We start from the raw sequence: 18660 nt of genomic DNA, 5'->3' as shown, positions 1-18660 counted from the left end.
CGATTATTATTCAATAATCGAGGCGACGATGCCGGCGCCGACGGTACGGCCGCCTTCGCGGATAGCGAAGCGCAGCTTTTCTTCCATCGCGATCGGAACGATCAGCTCGACGTCAACGGTGACGTTGTCGCCCGGCATAACCATTTCCGTGCCTTCCGGAAGCGTCACGATGCCCGTCACGTCCGTCGTGCGGAAGTAGAACTGCGGACGGTAGTTCGTGAAGAACGGCGTATGACGGCCGCCTTCTTCCTTCGTCAGGATGTAGGCTTCGGCCTTGAACTTCTTGTGCGGCTTGACCGAACCCGGCTTGCAGAGAATCTGGCCACGCTCGACGCCGTTGCGGTCGACACCGCGAAGCAGCGCGCCGATGTTGTCGCCGGCCTGGCCCTGGTCGAGCAGCTTGCGGAACATTTCAACGCCCGTGCAGGTCGACTTGATGGTCGGACGGATGCCGACGATCTCGACTTCTTCACCAACCTTGATGATGCCACGCTCGACGCGGCCGGTCACAACCGTACCACGGCCCGAGATCGAGAACACGTCTTCGATCGGCATCAGGAACGGCTGGTCGATCGGACGCTCCGGCGTCGGGATGTAGGCGTCGACGGCGTCCATCAGCGCGCGGATCGCGTTCTCGCCGATTTCCTTGTTGGAGTCTTCGAGAGCAGCAAGAGCCGAACCCTTGATGACCGGGATGTCGTCGCCCGGGAAGTCGTACGAAGACAGGAGTTCGCGAACTTCGAGCTCGACGAGTTCGAGAAGCTCGGCGTCGTCGACCTGGTCGACCTTGTTCAGGAACACGACGATCGCCGGAACGCCGACCTGGCGGGCGAGCAGGATGTGTTCGCGCGTCTGCGGCATCGGGCCGTCGGCAGCCGAGCAAACCAGGATCGCGCCGTCCATCTGGGCAGCACCGGTGATCATGTTCTTGACGTAGTCGGCGTGGCCGGGGCAGTCGACGTGCGCGTAGTGGCGGTTCGCCGTTTCGTATTCGACGTGCGCCGTCGAGATCGTGATACCACGGGCCTTTTCTTCCGGAGCGGCGTCGATCTGGTCATAGGCCTTGAACTCACCAAAGTACTTGGTGATCGCCGCCGTCAGAGACGTCTTGCCATGGTCAACGTGGCCGATCGTGCCAATGTTAACGTGCGGCTTGTTGCGCTCAAACTTACTCTTTGCCATTTTCGGCTCTCCATTCTTTCATCTCCCCAAGGGGAGAAATTCGTTAAGTGTTCAGGTTTCGGGGTATTCCGGTCACTTCTGACCGGAATACTTGGCCTGGATTTCCTGGGCGACGTTGCTCGGTACCGGGGCGTAGTGGTCGAACACCATCGAGTACTGCGCGCGGCCCTGAGACATGGAGCGCAGGCTGTCGACGTACTTGAACATGTTCGCCAGCGGAACGTGAGCGTTGATGACGATCGCGATGCCGCGCTGCTCCTGGCCCTGGATCTGACCACGGCGGGAGTTGAGGTCGCCGATAACGTCACCGACATAGTCTTCGGGGGTAACGACTTCGACCTTCATCATCGGCTCGAGAAGCTGTGCACCGGCCTTGCGGGCAGCTTCACGGAAGCAGGCACGCGAAGCGATTTCGAAGGCCAAGACCGAGGAGTCGACGTCGTGGAAGGCACCGTCGATGAGGGTCGCCTTGACGCCCAGCATCGGGAAGCCTGCCAGCGGACCGGAAGACAGAACGCTCTCAATGCCCTTCTGAACGCCCGGGATGTATTCCTTCGGAACGGCACCACCGACGATCTTCGACTCGAACTTGAAGTCTTCGCCTTCCGGGTTCGGTTCGAAGACGATCTTGACGCGCGCGAACTGGCCGGTACCACCGGTCTGCTTCTTGTGCGTGTAGTCTTCCTCGCAGGTCTTCGTGATGGTTTCACGGTAGGCAACCTGCGGAGCGCCGACGTTGGCTTCGACCTTGAACTCCCGACGCATGCGGTCGACGATGATGTCGAGGTGAAGTTCGCCCATGCCGGCGATGATGGTCTGGCCGGATTCCTGGTCGGTCTTGACGCGGAAGGACGGGTCTTCGGCGGCGAGGCGGTTGAGCGCGAGGCCCATCTTTTCCTGGTCGCCCTTAGACTTCGGCTCGATCGCGATCTGGATAACCGGTTCTGGGAACTCCATACGCTCGAGAATGACCGGCTTCAGCGGATCGCAGAGCGTGTCACCCGTGGTGGTTTCCTTGAGACCGGCAAGCGCAACGATGTCGCCTGCGAAGGCTTCTTCGATGTCTTCACGCGAGTTGGAGTGCATCTGCAGCATGCGGCCGACGCGCTCGCGCTTGTCCTTGACCGTGTTGAGAACGGAAGAGCCCTTTTCGAGCTTGCCCGAGTAGATGCGGCAGAAGGTCAGCGAACCGACGAAGGGGTCGTTCATGATCTTGAACGCCAGCATCGACAGCGGTTCGTTGTCGTCGGGGTGACGCTCGATTTCCGCTTCGGTCTTGACGTCGATACCCTTGATCGCCGGAATGTCGATCGGCGACGGCAGGAATTCGACGACGGCGTCGAGCAGCGGCTGAACGCCCTTGTTCTTGAAGGCCGAGCCGCAGAACATCGGGAAGAACTTGACTTCGATCGTACCCTTGCGGATCAGCGCGCGGATCGTGTCGTTGTCGGGCATGTTGCCTTCGAGGTAAGCTTCCATGGCAGCTTCATCGAGTTCGACGACCGTTTCGATCATCTTCTCGCGCCATTCTTCGGCCTTGTCCTTCAGGTCAGCCGGGATCTCGACGACGTCCCACTGGGCGCCGAGGGATTCGTCGCGCCAGACGAGGGCGTTCATCTCGATCAGGTCGACAACGCCCTTGAAGTCGTTTTCAGCGCCGATCGGCAGCTGGCAGACGACGGCGGTCGCGCCGAGACGGGTCTTGATCATCTCGACGGAGCGGTAGAAGTCCGCGCCGATCTTGTCCATCTTGTTGCAGAAGATCATCCGCGGAACGTTGTACTTGTCCGCCTGACGCCAGACGGTTTCCGTCTGCGGCTCAACGCCGGCGTTGGCGTCGAGGAGAGCGACTGCACCGTCGAGAACGCGCAGCGAACGCTCGACTTCGATGGTGAAGTCGACGTGGCCGGGCGTGTCGATGATGTTGAAGCGGCGGGTCTTGCCGTCACGGCCCTTCCAGAAGGTCGTGGTCGCAGCCGACGTGATGGTGATGCCGCGTTCCTGCTCCTGCTCCATCCAGTCCATGGTCGCAGCGCCGTCATGGACTTCGCCGATCTTGTGCGACTTGCCGGTGTAGTAGAGGATGCGTTCGGTCGTCGTGGTCTTACCGGCGTCGATATGAGCCATGATACCGAAGTTACGGTAGTCTTCGATTTTATATTCGCGAGCCATGATGGACTGCCTTTCAATATCGATCGGTTCTGATTACCAGCGGTAATGCGAGAACGCGCGGTTTGCGTCAGCCATCTTGTGCGTGTCTTCACGCTTCTTGACCGCGCTGCCACGGTTGTTGGCAGCATCCATGAGTTCGCCGCAGAGGCGATCGATCATGGTGGTCTCGTTGCGCTTGCGAGCAGCGGCGATCAGCCAGCGGATGGCGAGAGCCTGACGGCGCTCCGGACGAACATCGACCGGGACCTGGTAGGTCGCACCGCCGACGCGGCGGGAGCGAACTTCGACATGCGGCGCGACATTGTCGAGCGCCTGATGGAAGACAGCCAGCGGCTCCTGCTTCAGCTTGCCCTGAACGGCATCGAAGGCACCGTAAACGATGCTTTCAGCGACCGACTTCTTGCCGTGAAGCATGATGGCATTCATGAACTTCGTGACGACGAGATCGCCGAACTTCGGATCCGGGTTGATCTCACGCTTTTCTGCACTATGGCGACGGGACATACTTCTTGTCTCTCAACTGTTAAGGCGCCTTATCACGCGGAGAACCTCGCGCAGCGCCGAATTCCAAATGAAAACCGAATTACTTCGGACGCTTCGCACCGTACTTCGAACGGCGCTGCTTGCGGTTCTTGACACCCTGGGTATCGAGAACGCCGCGGATGATGTGGTAGCGAACGCCCGGAAGGTCCTTCACGCGGCCGCCACGGATCATGACGACGGAGTGTTCCTGAAGGTTGTGGCCTTCACCGGGAATGTAGCCGATCACTTCGAAACCGTTGGTCAAACGGATCTTCGCAACCTTACGAAGTGCCGAGTTCGGCTTCTTCGGGGTCGTGGTATAGACGCGGGTGCAAACGCCGCGCTTCTGCGGGTTTTCCTGCAGGGCAGGAACCTTGTTACGCTTTACCTGCGCCTGACGGGGCTTGCGGATAAGCTGGTTTACGGTAGGCATACAACCATCCCTTACAAAATCTTGTCTCTCAAGCCCTTCCGGGCCGTGGCTATTGCCGTTTCCGGCGACGGACGCACCCTATCCTCATGCGCAAAATGTGGCCCTACCCGCTCTTCACGGATGGACCACAATGATCAGAGGACGCATCATCAGATGCGTCATGCATGCAGCATTTGTATCTTCAAAGTGCGTTTTAGACCCTGTTTGAGACGAACTCCGGAACATGGCGTTCCGAAAAGCCTAACCTCACATGGGTTCCGATGCCGGGCGTACTACTGTTTTCACCTGCTGACGTCAAGTGACAATCGCAATTTAGTGGGTCGCCACCCCGGCGTTCCGGCCGTTTGACGGTCCCGGCCAACGATATATAGCACCCCCCTCGCGATTTTGCATGGGCCTCACAGGGAAAATCGGCTAGAAACGACGGACAACGCCAACCACCCTTCGCGCCGGGTCTTCCGCTCCCGCGCGATTCGATTCCCGACGCAGGAAAGAAGACCGAGATGGCCCATGATCCGGATAACGACAACAATTTCGACTCGCCGATGGTCTTCATCATCATCGCCAAGGGCTATGAAGAGGAAGGCGGCGAAGGCGTAGACCTTCACATCCTCCTGCGCGCACCGGACGACGATTCCGCCGTCCGGGAGGCGCTGAACGCGCTGTCCGAGGAAGGCTTCCTTGAGGCCGATCTCGACCAGATCGGCATGATCAATGGCGCGCCGGACGAGGAGCCGCACGCCTCCGCCTATCAGGGCGCGCTCGAGGGCGAGATCGCCATCATCCGCTTCAACTGAGAGGCGTCAGCTCAGAACAGGGTCGCAAGGCCGCCGGTGCATGCCGGCGGCCTTTCTCGTCTGTCCGAAGATCTATTTCTTGATGATCTTACCGTTCGGCCGCGGAGTCGCATCGGTCTCGGGCGGCAGGACCGGCACGGTCACCTCCGGCATCCTGCCGGTCAGCGAATTGAGGAAGGCGACGATGAGGGTAACCTCCCCGTCGTTCAGTTCCTGCCCGAGCTGCGCCGTCCCCATGATCGCCACCGCCTGCTTCAGCTCCCAGACCTTCCCCGAGTGGAAATAGGGAGCTGTCAGCGCGACGTTGCGGAGCGGAGCCGCACGGAAGACATAGGAATCGTCCGCCGTGTTGGTGACCGCGAAGCGCCCCTTGTCGTTCTGCGGCAGCACGTCGGCACCGGGCTTCTCGACCACGCCGAACGGGAAGTACCCCTGCCCGCCAACATTGATCCCGGTATGGCAGGAGGAGCACCCCTTGTCCATGAAGAGCGCGAGCCCCTGCTTCTGCTCCGCCGTTAATGCCTCGTCGTCGCCGTTCAGCCATGCGTCGAAGGGCGCCGGCGTGATCAGCGTCGCCTCGAAGGCCTCGATGGCCTTGGCGAAGTTGTCGAAGGTCACCGGATCGGCTTCGTCCGGAAAGGACGCCTTGAACCAGTCGACATAGGCCGGCATGGATTTCAGCGTCGCCACGACATTCTCCGGCGTGTTGGCCATCTCGACGCCCGCCTGCACCGGGCCCTTGGCCTGGGCCTTCAGGTCCTCGGCTCGCCCGTCCCAGAACTGGGCGATATTGAAGACGGCGTTCAGTGCCGTCGGCGCATTGCGCGGCCCTTTCTGCCAGCCATGGCCGATCGAGGTTTCCAGATTGTCATCCCCGCCGGTCGCCAGGTTGTGACAGGAATTGCAGGAGAAGACGCCGGACGCGGATACCCGCGGATCGAAGAACAGCGCCTTGCCGAGCGCGATCTTGTCCGGCGTTATCGGATTGTGGGCCACTGCCGGCGTCGTCGACGGCAGGGGTTTGAAGACCTCGAGCGCTCTCGAGCGAGTGTCGGGAACAGCGTCGGCGGCCAATGTCGAAGTCGCAACCAGAAGGGCCGAGACGGCAGTCGAAAGCTTCTTCATGGGGAGTCTCCATTCGGTTTCGAACGCCCCATAGTTTAGACTAATTCTAATAATGCGCCTTGAAATAGATCAAGTTTGCAATGCGCTACCTGCAGATGCGAAAAACCGCCCGGATCGCTCCGGACGGTCTCTTTCATCTTCGAAGTGGTGCGGCGATTATTCGCCGGCCGGAAGGTTCTCGCCAGCGGCGAGGTCCTGCAGCATCGGGGTCGCGACGTCCGCACCGGTGCCCTTCTTGCGTTCCTCGAGAATGAGGTCGTCGCGCGAGGTGGCGATGCGGCGGATCTGCGTCATGGTTCCGCCGGTACCGGCCGGGATGAGGCGGCCGACGATGACGTTCTCCTTGAGGCCCTGCAGCGTGTCGGTCTTGCCGGCGATCGCAGCTTCCGTGAGAACCTTGGTGGTTTCCTGGAAGGATGCGGCCGAGATGAACGACGGCGTCTGCAGCGAGGCCTTGGTGATACCGAGGAGGACGGGCTCGCCGGATGCCGGCTTCTTGCCTTCCTCGATCAGGCGATCGTTGGCGTCTTCCAGCTCGATGCGGTCGACATTGTCGCCGACGATGTACTGGCTGTCGCCGGCATCGGTGATCTCGACCTTCTGCAGCATCTGGCGAACGATCACCTCGATGTGCTTGTCGTTGATCACAACGCCCTGCAGTCGGTAGACTTCCTGGATTTCGTTGACCAGGTACGAGGCCAGAGCCTCGACGCCCTTGATCGCCAGGATGTCGTGCGGAGCCGGGTTACCGTCGAGGATGTAGTCACCCTTTTCGATGTAGTCGCCGTCCTGAAGATGGAAGGGCTTGCCCTTCGGGATCAGGTACTCGACCGGCTCGACACCGTCTTCCGCCGGCTCGATGATGACGCGACGCTTGTTCTTGTAGTCGCGGCCGAGGCGGATCGTACCATCGATCTCTGCGATGATGGCATGATCCTTCGGACGACGGGCTTCGAACAGTTCGGCAACGCGCGGCAGACCACCGGTGATGTCCTTGGTCTTGGCGCTTTCGAGCGGCGAACGGGCAAGAACGTCACCCTGGGAGACCTTCTGGCCGGGTTCGACCGACAGGATCGCGTCGACCGAGAGCTGGAAGCGGGCTTCGCCGCCACGCGACAGCTTGAGCACGTTGCCGGCGGCGTCCTTGATGACGATCGCAGGCTTCAAGTCCGCGCCGCGCGGGGTCGAACGCCAGTCGATAACCTGGCGCTTGGTGATGCCGGTCGACTCGTCGGTCGCTTCCAGAACGGAGATGCCGTCCACGACATCCTCGAAGTGAACGATACCTTCGACTTCCGTCATCATCGGGCGGGTGTAGGCATCCCACTCGGCGAGACGCTGGCCACGACGGACCTTGTCGCCATCGTCCACGAAGACCTTCGAACCGTAGGCGACGCGCTGCGAGGAGCGTTCCACGCCGCGTTCGTCCAGGATCGTGATCGCCATGTTGCGCCCCATGGCAATGAGATTGCCTTCGGAGTTGCGCAGCAGGTTACGGTTCTTGATGGCGATCGTACCTTCGTAAGACGCTTCAAGGAACGACTGGTCGACCACGTTTGCCGTACCGCCAAGGTGGAAGGTACGCATGGTGAGCTGGGTACCCGGCTCGCCGATCGACTGCGCGGCGATGACACCGACGGCTTCGCCCATGTTGACCGGCGTACCGCGAGCAAGGTCGCGGCCGTAGCAGACGGAGCAGACGCCCGTCTGGACTTCGCAGGTCAGAGCCGAACGAATGCGGATCGACTGGATGCCAGCCTTTTCGATCTCGACGACATCGGCTTCCATGATCATCTTGCCGGCATCGACGATGCGCTCACCCGTGACCGGATGATCGATGTCGTCGAGCGCGGTACGACCCAGAACGCGGGCGCCGATGGACGCCACGACCTGGCCGGCGTCGACGATCGCCGTCATGGTCAGGCCCTTGTCGGTGCCGCAATCGACCATGTTGACGATGCAATCCTGCGCCACGTCGACGAGACGACGGGTCAAGTAACCGGAGTTCGCGGTCTTCAGGGCGGTGTCTGCGAGACCCTTACGGGCACCGTGCGTCGAGTTGAAGTACTCGTTCACGGTCAGGCCTTCCTTGAAGTTCGAGATGATCGGCGTCTCGATGATCTCGCCCGACGGCTTGGCCATGAGGCCGCGCATGCCGCCCAGCTGGCGCATCTGGTTCGGAGAACCACGAGCACCCGAGTGGGACATCATGTAGATCGAGTTCATCGGCTTCTGGCGGCCAGTATCGGGGTCGAATTCGACGGCCTTGATGCGCGCCATCATTTCTTCCGCGACCTTTTCGGTAGCCTTGCCCCAGGCGTCGACGACCTTGTTGTACTTCTCGCCCTGGGTAATCAGGCCGTCGTTGTACTGCTGCTCGTATTCCTTGACCAGGGCTTCGGTGTCACCGACGATCTTCGCCTTGGTGTCCGGGATGACCATGTCGTCCTTGCCGAAGGAAATGCCCGCCTTGCAGGCGTGGGTGAAGCCCAGCTGCATGATGCGGTCGCAGAAGATGACCGTGTCCTTCTGGCCGCAATGGCGGTAGACCGTGTCGATCATCTTGGAGATGTTCTTCTTGGTCATTTCCTGGTTGCAGATGTCGAACGGCACGTTGACGTTCTTCGGCAGAAGCTCGCCGATGATCATGCGGCCAGGGGTGGTTTCGTAGATCTTCGAAACCGGCTTGCCTTCGGCGTCGATGGTCTTGTAGCGGCCGCGGATCTTCGCGTGCAGCGTGACGACCTTGTTTTCCAGAGCGTGGTGCAGTTCGCCCATGTCGGAGAAGGCCATGCCTTCGCCCGGCTCGTTCTGGTTCATGATCGACAGGTAGTAGAGGCCGAGAACCATGTCCTGCGAGGGAACGATGATCGGGGCACCGTTCGCCGGATGCAGGATGTTGTTCGTCGACATCATCAGCACGCGGGCTTCGAGCTGGGCTTCGAGCGACAGCGGCACGTGAACGGCCATCTGGTCACCATCGAAGTCGGCGTTGAAGGCCGTGCAGACGAGCGGGTGCAGCTGGATCGCCTTGCCTTCGACCAGCATCGGTTCGAAGGCCTGGATGCCCAGGCGGTGCAGCGTCGGCGCACGGTTCAGGAGAACCGGATGCTCGCGGATGACCTCGTCGAGGATATCCCAGACTTCCGGCTTTTCCTTCTCGACCAGCTTCTTGGCCTGCTTGACGGTCGAGGAATAACCCTTGGCGTCGAGGCGGGCGTAGATGAACGGCTTGAAGAGCTCAAGCGCCATCTTCTTCGGCAGGCCGCACTGGTGCAGCTTGAGTTCCGGACCGGTCACGATGACCGAACGGCCGGAATAGTCGACGCGCTTGCCGAGCAGGTTCTGGCGGAAGCGGCCCTGCTTGCCCTTGAGCATGTCGGACAGCGACTTCAGCGGACGCTTGTTGGCGCCGGTGATGACGCGGCCGCGGCGGCCGTTGTCGAACAGCGCATCGACAGATTCCTGCAGCATGCGCTTTTCATTGCGGATGATGATGCCCGGCGCGCGCAGCTCGATGAGGCGCTTCAGGCGGTTGTTACGGTTGATGACGCGACGATAGAGATCGTTGAGGTCGGACGTCGCGAAACGGCCGCCGTCGAGCGGAACCAGCGGGCGCAGGTCCGGCGGGATGACCGGAACGACCTTCATGATCATCCATTCCGGACGGTTGCCCGATTCGATGAAGTTCTCGACGATCTTCAGCCGCTTCATCAGCTTCTTCTGCTTCAGATCGGACGTCGTGTCGGCCAGATCCGAACGCAGGTCGCCGGCGATCTTGTCGAGGTTCATCGAGGCGAGCATCTCGTAGATGGCCTCGGCGCCGATCATCGCCGTGAACTGGTCCTCACCATATTCGTCAACCGCCAGCATGTACTCTTCTTCGGAGAGCAGCTGGTGCTCCTTGAGCGCAGTCAGGCCGGGCTCGGTCACGATGTAGTTCTCGAAGTAGAGAACGCGTTCGACATCCTTCAGCGTCATGTCGAGCAGGGTCGAGATGCGCGAGGGAAGCGACTTCAGGAACCAGATGTGGGCAACGGGTGCAGCGAGCTCGATGTGGCCCATGCGCTCGCGGCGAACGCGCGACAGCGTGACTTCGACGCCGCACTTTTCGCAGATGATGCCCTTGTACTTCATGCGCTTGTACTTGCCGCACAGGCACTCGTAGTCCTTGATCGGTCCGAAGATGCGCGCGCAGAACAGGCCGTCACGCTCGGGCTTGAACGTGCGGTAGTTGATCGTTTCCGGCTTCTTGATCTCACCGTAGGACCAGGAAAGGATCTTTTCCGGCGACGCGATCGAGATGCGGATCGAATCGAAGTGCTGGGCCGGCACCTGCGGGTTGAAAAGGTTCATGACCTCTTGGTTCATGCCTGTCTCCTTGATGGGGCAAAAGAGCCCTCAATTGGGTCACGGCGGCGGCGAAATCCCGGGTTGCCGCACCGGACCCCTAAATGACAATAACCGCGAAATGCGGCGAAACTCCCCTACCCCGGCCAGATCCGGAACGGCTGTCCCGGGAGGGAATGGCGTGCGCGGCCTTCGCCACGCACGCCCTTGTCAACCTGTTACTCGGCGGCGTCCGGAAGCTGGCTCACATCCTCGGGGCCGACCTTCGAGTTCTCGAGTTCGACGGAGAGGCCGAGCGAGCGCATTTCCTTGACGAGAACGTTGAAGCTCTCGGGAATGCCCGCCTCGAAGGTGTCGTCGCCGCGCACGATCGCTTCGTAGACCTTGGTACGGCCCGCGACGTCGTCCGACTTGACGGTGAGCATTTCCTGCAGGGTGTATGCAGCACCGTAGGCTTCGAGCGCCCAGACTTCCATTTCCCCGAAACGCTGACCGCCGAACTGCGCCTTACCGCCCAGCGGCTGCTGAGTGACGAGCGAGTACGGACCAATCGAACGCGCGTGGATCTTGTCGTCGACCAGGTGGTTCAGCTTGATCATGTACATGTAGCCGACGGTGACCTTGCGGTCGAAGGCTTCACCGGTACGGCCATCGTACAGGACCGACTGACCCGACGGATGGAGACCAGCCTTGGTCAGCATCGAGGCAACATCGCTTTCGTGCGCGCCGTCGAAGACCGGCGTGGCGATCGAAACGCCCCGCTTGGCTTCCTCGGCGAGACGAACCAGCGACTCGTCGTCGAAGTTCTTGACCTCGTCATGGGCTTCCGACGCGTAGATATCGGTCAGCTCGTTGCGCAGCTCGGTGATGTCGAGATGCTTGCGATAGTCCTCGAGCATCTGCCCGATCTTCTTGCCCATGCCGGCGCAAGCCCAGGCAAGATGGGTTTCGAGGATCTGACCGACGTTCATACGGGACGGAACGCCGAGCGGGTTCAGAACGATGTCGACATGCGTACCGTCTTCGAGGAACGGCATGTCCTCGACCGGAACGATGCGCGAGACGACACCCTTGTTGCCGTGACGGCCGGCCATCTTGTCGCCCGGCTGGATCTTGCGCTTCACAGCGACGAAGACCTTGACCATCTTCATGACGCCCGGAGGCATTTCGTCGCCACGCTGGACCTTCTCGACCTTGTCCATGAAGCGCTGTTCGAGGCGCGACTTGGATTCGTCGTACTGGCCACGCAGAGCTTCGATCTCGCCCTGGACCTTCTCGTTCTCGACGGCGAACATCCACCACTGCGAACGCGGGTATTCCGAGACGACGGCGTTGGAGAGCTCGACGCCCTTCTTGAAGCCCTTCGGACCGGCGATCGACATCTGGCCACGCAGCATGTCGAGCAGACGACCGTAGACGTTGCGATCGAGGATCGCCTGTTCGTCGTCGCGGTCCTTCGCGAGACGCTCGATTTCCTCGCGCTCGATCGCCATCGCGCGCTCGTCCTTCTCAACGCCGTGGCGGTTGAAGACGCGAACTTCGACGACGGTGCCGAACGTGCCCGGAGGCATGCGCATGGAGGTATCGCGGACGTCGGACGCCTTCTCACCGAAGATGGCGCGCAGGAGCTTTTCTTCCGGCGTCATCGGGCTTTCGCCCTTCGGCGTGATCTTGCCGACCAGGATATCGCCCGGCTGAACCTCTGCACCGATGTAGACGATACCGGCTTCGTCGAGGTTGCGCAGCGCTTCTTCCGAAACGTTCGGAATATCGCGGGTGATTTCTTCCGGACCCAGCTTGGTGTCGCGGGCCATGACCTCGAACTCTTCGATGTGGATCGAGGTGAAGACGTCTTCGCTCACGATGCGCTCGGACATGAGGATCGAGTCCTCATAGTTGTAGCCGTTCCAGGGCATGAACGCGACGAGCGCGTTGCGGCCGAGCGCCAGGTCGCCGAGATCGGTCGACGGACCGTCCGCGATGATGTCACCCTTGTTGAGCACGTCACCGACGGTGACCAGCGGACGCTGGTTGACGCAGGTGTTCTGGTTCGAACGCTGGAACTTCATCAGGCGGTAGATATCGACGCCAGACTTCGACGGATCGAGGTCTTCCGTTGCGCGGATAACGATACGGGTCGCATCGACCTGGTCGACCACGCCGCCGCGGCGAGCCGCGATCGCAGCACCGGAGTCGCGGGCGACGATCGGCTCCATGCCGGTGCCGACGAACGGTGCTTCCGCCCGCAGAAGCGGCACGGCCTGACGCTGCATGTTCGAGCCCATGAGAGCGCGGTTGGCGTCGTCGTTTTCCAGGAACGGAATGAGCGCGGCCGCGACCGAGACGAGCTGCTTCGGCGAGACGTCCATCAGGTTGATGGTGTCGCGCGGCGCGAGCATGACTTCGCCGGCATGACGGCAGACGACGAATTCTTCGACGAAGGCGCCGTCGGCGGTCATCTCGGAATTCGCCTGGGCGACGTAGTACTTCGCCTCTTCCATGGCCGACAGGTACACGACCTCGTTGGTCACCTTGCCGTCGACGATCTTGCGGTACGGGCTTTCGATGAAGCCGTACTTGTTGACCCGGGCGAAGGTGGCGAGCGAGTTGATCAGACCGATGTTCGGGCCTTCCGGCGTTTCGATCGGGCAGATACGGCCGTAGTGCGTCGGATGAACGTCGCGGACTTCGAAGCCGGCACGCTCACGGGTCAGACCACCCGGTCCAAGAGCCGAAAGACGGCGCTTGTGGGTGATTTCCGAAAGCGGGTTCACCTGGTCCATGAACTGCGACAGCTGCGAGGAGCCGAAGAACTCGCGAACGGCGGCAGCCGCCGGCTTCGCGTTGATCAGATCCTGCGGCATCACCGTGTCGATTTCGATCGAGGACATGCGTTCCTTGATCGCACGCTCCATGCGGAGCAGGCCGAGACGGTACTGGTTCTCCATCAGTTCGCCGACGGAGCGAACGCGACGGTTGCCGAGGTTGTCGATGTCGTCGATCTCGCCCTTGCCGTCACGCAGCTCGACGAGCATCTTGACGACCGCCAGGATGTCGTCCTTGCGCAGGACGCGCACGGTGTCCGGGCAGTCGAGGTCGAGACGCATGTTCATCTTCACGCGACCGACGGCCGACAGGTCGTAGCGCTCGGCGTCGAAGAACAGCGACTGGAACATGGCTTCGGCCGATTCCATGGTCGGCGGTTCACCCGGACGCATGACGCGGTAGATGTCGAACAGGGCGTCCTGACGGTTCTCGTTCTTGTCCGCGGAAAGCGTGTTGCGGATGTAGGCGCCGACATTGATGTGGTCGATGCCGAGAACCGGGATCTCGTCGAAACCGGAGTCCAGGATCACCTGCAGCGACTTCTCGTCGATCTCGTCACCGGCTTCGAGATAGATCTCGCCGGTCGCCATGTTGACCATGTCTTCGGCGAGGTAGTTGCCGTAGAGATCGTCGTCGGTGGCCTTGAGGGCCTTGAGGCCCTTTTCCTGCATCTGGCGCAGCAGACGCGGGGTAAGCTTCTTGCCCGCCTCGACGACCACTTCGCCGGTATCGGCGTCGATCATGTCGGAGATGGCCTTGGCACCTTTCAGCGCTTCCGGGCTGAAGGGAACGCGCCAGCCGCCGGCGTCACGCTGATAGACGGACTTCGAGTAGAAGGTCGACAGGATTTCTTCGCCGTCCATGCCGAGCGCCATCAGCAGCGACGTCACGGGGATCTTGCGGCGACGGTCGATGCGCGCATGAACGATGTCCTTGGCGTCGAACTCGATGTCGAGCCAGGAACCGCGATACGGAATCACGCGGGCGGCGAACAGCAGCTTGCCGGAGGAATGGCTCTTGCCCTTGTCGTGATCGAAGAACACGCCCGGAGAACGGTGCATCTGGGACACGATGACGCGCTCGGTACCGTTGACGATGAAGGTACCGTTGTTGGTCATGAGCGGCATATCGCCCATGTAGACCGACTGTTCCTTGATGTCCTTGATCGAACGGGCGCCGGTGTCCTCGTCGATATCGAACACGATGAGACGCAGCGTCACCTTCAGCGGCGCGGCGTAGGTCAGGTCACGCTGGCGGCATTCGTCGACGTCGAACTTCGGCGGTTCGAATTCGTAGGACACGAATTCGAGCATCGAAGCGCCCGAGAAGTCGGTGATCGGGAAGACGGACTTGAAAACGGCTTGAAGTCCCTCGTCGGGACGCCCCCCTTGGGGTTCGTCGACCATGAGGAACTGGTCATAGGAAGCCTTCTGAACCTCGATGAGGTTCGGCATTTCCGCCACTTCTGGAATTTTTCCAAAAAACTTGCGTACGCGCCTGCGACCATTAAAGGAAAGGGTCTGAGCCATCGTCGCTCCTTGTCAATTTGTGCATCCGGGCCTGCAACAGACGGAACCTGCTGGCCATTCAGGTCCGTCAATCAATGGGAAACGTTCAACCTCGTTCCTGTCTCCGAACGGCCGGCCGGATTGCCTGGCGGGTCGGATTGGAACCATCCTCTTGAAGAACCCATTACCCAAAAGCCGTTTTGACGGGCTTTTGGGTAATATGTTCTCGAGAAACGGCGAATGGGAGAGGACAAAACGTCCCCTCCCACAAGCTGTTCCGATATTACTTGACGTCGACCTTGGCGCCGGCTTCCTCAAGCTTCTTCTTGAGGTCAGCAGCTTCGCCCTTGGAAACGCCTTCCTTGACCGGCTTCGGAGCGCCTTCGACCAGGTCCTTGGCTTCCTTGAGGCCGAGGCCGGTGATGCCGCGGACTTCCTTGATGACGTTGATCTTGTTGGCGCCGGCGTCGACGAGGATGACGTCGAACTCGGTCTTTTCTTCTTCAACAGCAGCGGCACCGCCGCCAGCAGCAACAGCAGCAACTGCTACCGGAGCAGCAGCCGAAACGCCCCACTTTTCTTCGAGCATCTTGGAAAGCTCAGCGGCTTCCAGAACGGTCAGCGAGGAGAGGTCTTCAACGATCTTTGCGAGATCAGCCATTTTACTAGTTCCTTTTGTTCGGTTCGAACTGGTTCGATATTAACAGCGAAAAACCACCTTAGGCGGCTTCGTCCTTCTTGGCGTAGGCCGAGAACACGCGGGCAAGCTGGCTTGCCGGTGCTGCGACAACCGTAGCGACGCGGGTAGCCGGGGCGTTGAGAAGGCCCAGCAGCTTCGCGCGCAGCTCATCAAGCGAAGGCAGGGTCGCAAGCGACTTGACTGCGTCCGCGTTGAGAGCGGTTGCCCCCATGGCGCCACCGAGAACAACGAGCTTGTCGTTGGTCTTGGCGAAATCCACGACGACCTTCGGAGCCACAACCGGGTCTTCGCTGTATGCGATCAGCGTCTGACCCTTGAAGAGATCAGAGATCCCTTCCGACTCCGTACCCTGAAGAGCGATCTTGGCCAGACGGTTCTTCGCGACTTTGACGGTGCCGCCAGCAGCGCGCATCTTCGAACGGAAGTCGTTCATCTGCGCGACTGTGACACCAGCATAGTGGGCCACGACAACCGAACCGGAAGCCTTGAAGACTTCGTTCAGCTCCGTGACGAATTCGCGTTTTTCCGCTCTTTCCACTGTCTGTCTCCAGTTGGCAGGACCGATATCTCGGACCCTGCCGGTTTGCCTTTGCCTCAAGGGATCCTTCAGATCGGACCCCAAGCGACGCTTGAGGATCCTGTCCCCTCGCACTGTCACCGTTTGGTTCCAGGCACAAGGCACACTAGGCTCGAACCGACTCTTTCAAGACACAGGTGTCTTTCCAAATCCGGGTCTTACCCGTCTCATGCAGACCATGACGATTAAGGCCGAAGCCGCCTGCAATCTCGGACAGGAGTTCCGGGTTTCCCCGGAAATTCCCGGCCCTTTCGGGCCGGAAATCACTGTTTTCCGGAGCCTCTAGGGCTCCGAAAGAATTCTTTAAGCCGCAGTGACCGAAGCCGGGTCGATCTTGACGCCCGGGCCCATGGTCGAGGAGATCGCTACGCGCTTGACGTAGTTACCCTTTGCGCCAGCGGGCTTCGCCTTGATGACGGCGTCAGCGAAGGCCTTGATGTTTTCTTCGAGCGCCTTGGCGTCGAAGGAAGCCTTGCCGATACCGGCATGAACGATACCGGCCTTCTCGACGCGGAACTCGACGGCGCCGCCCTTGGAAGCCTTGACGGCACCGGCAACGTCCATGGTGACGGTCCCGACCTTCGGGTTCGGCATCATGCCGCGCGGGCCGAGAACCTTACCGAGACGGCCGACGAGCGGCATCATGTCCGGGGTAGCGATGCAGCGGTCGAAGTCGATCTTGCCGCCCTGGACGATCTCAACGAGTTCTTCCGCACCGACGATATCCGCACCGGCTGCCTTGGCTTCGTCAGCCTTGGCGCCACGGGCGAAGACGGCAACGCGAACGTCGCGACCGGTGCCGTTCGGCAGGTTGACGACGCCACGGACCATCTGGTCGGCGTGACGCGGGTCGACGCCGAGATTCATCGCGATTTCGACGGTTTCGTCAAACTTGGCGACGGCACGCTCCTTCACGAGAGCGATTGCTTCCGGCAGGGCCACGAGCTTCGACGGATCGATGCCTTCGCGGATCTTCTGAATGCGCTTTGCGAGCTTAGCCATGATCAACCTACCACTTCCAGGCCCATGGAGCGGGCGGAGCCCTCGACCATCGCCATTGCGCCTTCGACGTCGGCTGCGTTGAGGTCCTTCATCTTGCCTTCGGCGATCGCACGGACCTGAGCCTTGGTGATGGTACCGACCTTCGCACCCTTGCCCGGCGTCTTCGAGCCGGAGGTGATCTTCGCTTCCTTCTTCAGCCAGTAGGTGACCGGCGGCTGCTTCATCGCGAAGGTGAAGGACTTGTCCTGGTAATAGGTGATGACGACCGGAATCGGCATACCCTTTTCCATTTCCTGCGTGGCAGCATTGAACGCCTTGCAGAATTCCATGATGTTAATGCCACGCTGACCAAGTGCGGGACCAATCGGCGGGGACGGGTTTGCCGATCCTGCCTTGACCTGCAGCTTGAGCTGGCCTGCAACTTTCTTAGCCATTTCTCTCTGCCTTTCCTTAAGGACCGGTCGCCCGGCCCGAAAATGCCGATCTGCATCGGCGGCTGCGGTTGCGTGGTCCGTCTGAAAGACCCGGCCTCAGGTCCTCATCCTCCCACGCGGAACAGGGCGGATAACCGCCCCGACACTCAGACCTTTTCGACCTGAGAATATTCGAGCTCGACCGGGGTGGCGCGACCGAAGATCGACACTTCCACCTTGAGGCGCGAACGCTCTTCGTCGACATCCTGAACGGTGCCGTTGAACGAGGCGAAAGGACCGTCGGAAACGCGGACCTGCTCGCCGATCTCGAAGGAGACGGAAGACTTCGGACGCTCGACACCCTCCTGGACCTGACCCAGGATGCGCTCAGCCTCATAGTCCGGGATCGGAACCGGCTTATTGTCGGAACCGAGGAACCCCGTCACCTTCGGAGTATTCTTGATGAGATGATAGGCCTCGTCGGTCAGATCGGCGCGCACCAGGACATAGCCCGGAAAGAACTTGCGCTCGCTGTCGACCTTGCGACCACGCCGCACTTCGACCACCTTCTCGGTCGGCACGAGGATCTTCTCGAAAAGATGCTCGAGCCCCTTTTGCCGGGCCTTCTCCTCAATGGATTCAGCCACCTTCTTCTCAAAATTCGAATAAGCGTGGACGATGTACCAACGCGCCGCCATGTCCGTCTCCGCCCGATTAGTTACCGACGCTCAGCACCAGGCCGATAAGCCAACCGATGATCTGATCCGCCGAAAAGAAAAACAGCGCCGCAAAAAGCACCATGAAGAGGACCATGGCCGTGGAGATCATCGTCTCGCGACGAGTGGGCCATGTCACCTTGTTCGTCTCGGAGCGAACCTGCTGCAGAAACGCAAACGGATTTGTCTTGGATGCCATCTATTGCCCACGCTTTTACGGCGCGTAAAGCCGACTATATCAGCCCCACGCACCGCGTGTCTGTTTCACCCTACATAAACACCGATTCCGTATTTCACAAGAGCGAAATCGATATCATGCAAATTTTTGCCGGCCCGC

At 60.6% G+C, this 18660-nt stretch carries 14 protein-coding genes; 1 reads left to right on the top strand and 13 read right to left on the bottom strand.

Annotated elements, in window-relative coordinates; translation table 11 throughout:
- Window positions 1–6 precede the first annotated feature (6 nt).
- The 4 genes from tuf to rpsL all read right to left on the bottom strand — a co-directional run bounded on the left by tuf (window position 7) and on the right by rpsL (window position 4309).
- A complete protein-coding gene (tuf, locus tag DFR48_RS05875; protein WP_114362252.1) occupies window positions 7–1182 on the bottom strand; it encodes an elongation factor Tu in 1176 nt (391 codons plus the stop codon).
- A gap of 72 nt (window positions 1183–1254) precedes the next feature.
- Window positions 1255–3354, bottom strand: coding sequence for an elongation factor G (fusA, locus tag DFR48_RS05870; RefSeq protein ID WP_114362260.1), 2100 nt, complete (start codon window positions 3352–3354; stop codon window positions 1255–1257).
- A gap of 33 nt (window positions 3355–3387) precedes the next feature.
- Window positions 3388–3858: a 30S ribosomal protein S7 gene (rpsG, locus tag DFR48_RS05865; RefSeq protein WP_114362259.1), complete on the bottom strand. Its 471-nt coding sequence runs from the start codon at window positions 3856–3858 to the stop codon at window positions 3388–3390.
- 79 nt (window positions 3859–3937) lie between these two features.
- Window positions 3938–4309, bottom strand: a complete 372-nt coding sequence (gene rpsL, locus DFR48_RS05860) for a 30S ribosomal protein S12 (protein WP_003507760.1) — start codon at window positions 4307–4309, stop codon at window positions 3938–3940.
- A gap of 503 nt (window positions 4310–4812) precedes the next feature.
- On the opposite strand from rpsL, the gene DFR48_RS05855 reads away from it, so the two are divergent.
- Complete coding sequence (locus DFR48_RS05855) at window positions 4813–5106, top strand: transcriptional regulator (protein WP_114362258.1); 294 nt, start codon at window positions 4813–4815, stop codon at window positions 5104–5106.
- A gap of 72 nt (window positions 5107–5178) precedes the next feature.
- Here DFR48_RS05855 and DFR48_RS05850 read toward each other — a convergent pair whose 3' ends face one another.
- The 9 genes from DFR48_RS05850 to secE all read right to left on the bottom strand — a co-directional run bounded on the left by DFR48_RS05850 (window position 5179) and on the right by secE (window position 18522).
- Window positions 5179–6231: a cytochrome-c peroxidase gene (locus tag DFR48_RS05850; RefSeq protein ID WP_114362257.1), complete on the bottom strand. Its 1053-nt coding sequence runs from the start codon at window positions 6229–6231 to the stop codon at window positions 5179–5181.
- Window positions 6232–6387: 156 nt separating this feature from the next.
- The gene (rpoC, locus tag DFR48_RS05845; RefSeq protein ID WP_114362256.1) at window positions 6388–10602 is read right to left on the bottom strand and encodes a DNA-directed RNA polymerase subunit beta'; all 4215 of its coding nucleotides are present in this window, start codon (window positions 10600–10602) and stop codon (window positions 6388–6390) included.
- Between the two features lie 197 nt (window positions 10603–10799).
- On the bottom strand, window positions 10800–14936 hold the full coding sequence (gene rpoB, locus DFR48_RS05840) for a DNA-directed RNA polymerase subunit beta (RefSeq protein WP_114362255.1): 4137 nt from the start codon (window positions 14934–14936) through the stop codon (window positions 10800–10802).
- Window positions 14937–15198: 262 nt separating this feature from the next.
- On the bottom strand, window positions 15199–15576 hold the full coding sequence (gene rplL / locus DFR48_RS05835; protein WP_114362254.1) for a 50S ribosomal protein L7/L12: 378 nt from the start codon (window positions 15574–15576) through the stop codon (window positions 15199–15201).
- Between the two features lie 58 nt (window positions 15577–15634).
- The gene (gene rplJ / locus DFR48_RS05830; RefSeq protein WP_112691119.1) at window positions 15635–16153 is read right to left on the bottom strand and encodes a 50S ribosomal protein L10; all 519 of its coding nucleotides are present in this window, start codon (window positions 16151–16153) and stop codon (window positions 15635–15637) included.
- 342 nt (window positions 16154–16495) lie between these two features.
- Window positions 16496–17194, bottom strand: a complete 699-nt coding sequence (rplA, locus tag DFR48_RS05825) for a 50S ribosomal protein L1 (RefSeq protein WP_112691120.1) — start codon at window positions 17192–17194, stop codon at window positions 16496–16498.
- A 2-nt stretch (window positions 17195–17196) separates the two neighbouring features.
- The gene (gene rplK, locus DFR48_RS05820) at window positions 17197–17628 is read right to left on the bottom strand and encodes a 50S ribosomal protein L11 (protein ID WP_099057545.1); all 432 of its coding nucleotides are present in this window, start codon (window positions 17626–17628) and stop codon (window positions 17197–17199) included.
- Window positions 17629–17774: 146 nt separating this feature from the next.
- A complete protein-coding gene (nusG, locus tag DFR48_RS05815) occupies window positions 17775–18305 on the bottom strand; it encodes a transcription termination/antitermination protein NusG (protein ID WP_112691121.1) in 531 nt (176 codons plus the stop codon).
- 16 nt (window positions 18306–18321) lie between these two features.
- Window positions 18322–18522 carry a preprotein translocase subunit SecE gene (gene secE, locus DFR48_RS05810; RefSeq protein ID WP_112691122.1) on the bottom strand — a complete coding sequence of 67 codons (201 nt, stop codon included), beginning with the start codon at window positions 18520–18522 and terminating at the stop codon, window positions 18322–18324.
- Window positions 18523–18660 lie beyond the last annotated feature (138 nt).

Source organism: Ciceribacter lividus, assembly GCF_003337715.1.
GTDB classification, from domain to species: Bacteria; Pseudomonadota; Alphaproteobacteria; order Rhizobiales; family Rhizobiaceae; genus Allorhizobium; species Allorhizobium lividum.
The sequence above is the reverse complement of the archived record's forward strand: the minus strand, read 5'-3'. Positions and strand labels throughout refer to the sequence as shown.

Excerpts from the sequence above, each read along its gene's own strand:
- rplK (WP_099057545.1), bottom strand. The coding sequence starts at position 17,628 with ATGGCTAAGAAAGTTGCAGGCCAGCTCAAGCTGCAGGTCAAGGCAGGA.
- rplA (WP_112691120.1), bottom strand. The coding sequence starts at position 17,194 with ATGGCTAAGCTCGCAAAGCGCATTCAGAAGATCCGCGAAGGCATCGAT.
- fusA (WP_114362260.1), bottom strand. The coding sequence starts at position 3,354 with ATGGCTCGCGAATATAAAATCGAAGACTACCGTAACTTCGGTATCATG.
- rpoC (WP_114362256.1), bottom strand. The coding sequence starts at position 10,602 with ATGAACCAAGAGGTCATGAACCTTTTCAACCCGCAGGTGCCGGCCCAG.
- rpsG (WP_114362259.1), bottom strand. The coding sequence starts at position 3,858 with ATGTCCCGTCGCCATAGTGCAGAAAAGCGTGAGATCAACCCGGATCCG.
- nusG (WP_112691121.1), bottom strand. The coding sequence starts at position 18,305 with ATGGCGGCGCGTTGGTACATCGTCCACGCTTATTCGAATTTTGAGAAG.
- secE (WP_112691122.1), bottom strand. The coding sequence starts at position 18,522 with ATGGCATCCAAGACAAATCCGTTTGCGTTTCTGCAGCAGGTTCGCTCC.
- DFR48_RS05850 (WP_114362257.1), bottom strand. The coding sequence starts at position 6,231 with ATGAAGAAGCTTTCGACTGCCGTCTCGGCCCTTCTGGTTGCGACTTCG.
- rpoB (WP_114362255.1), bottom strand. The coding sequence starts at position 14,936 with ATGGCTCAGACCCTTTCCTTTAATGGTCGCAGGCGCGTACGCAAGTTT.
- rplL (WP_114362254.1), bottom strand. The coding sequence starts at position 15,576 with ATGGCTGATCTCGCAAAGATCGTTGAAGACCTCTCCTCGCTGACCGTT.
- rpsL (WP_003507760.1), bottom strand. The coding sequence starts at position 4,309 with ATGCCTACCGTAAACCAGCTTATCCGCAAGCCCCGTCAGGCGCAGGTA.
- tuf (WP_114362252.1), bottom strand. The coding sequence starts at position 1,182 with ATGGCAAAGAGTAAGTTTGAGCGCAACAAGCCGCACGTTAACATTGGC.
- DFR48_RS05855 (WP_114362258.1), top strand. The coding sequence starts at position 4,813 with ATGGCCCATGATCCGGATAACGACAACAATTTCGACTCGCCGATGGTC.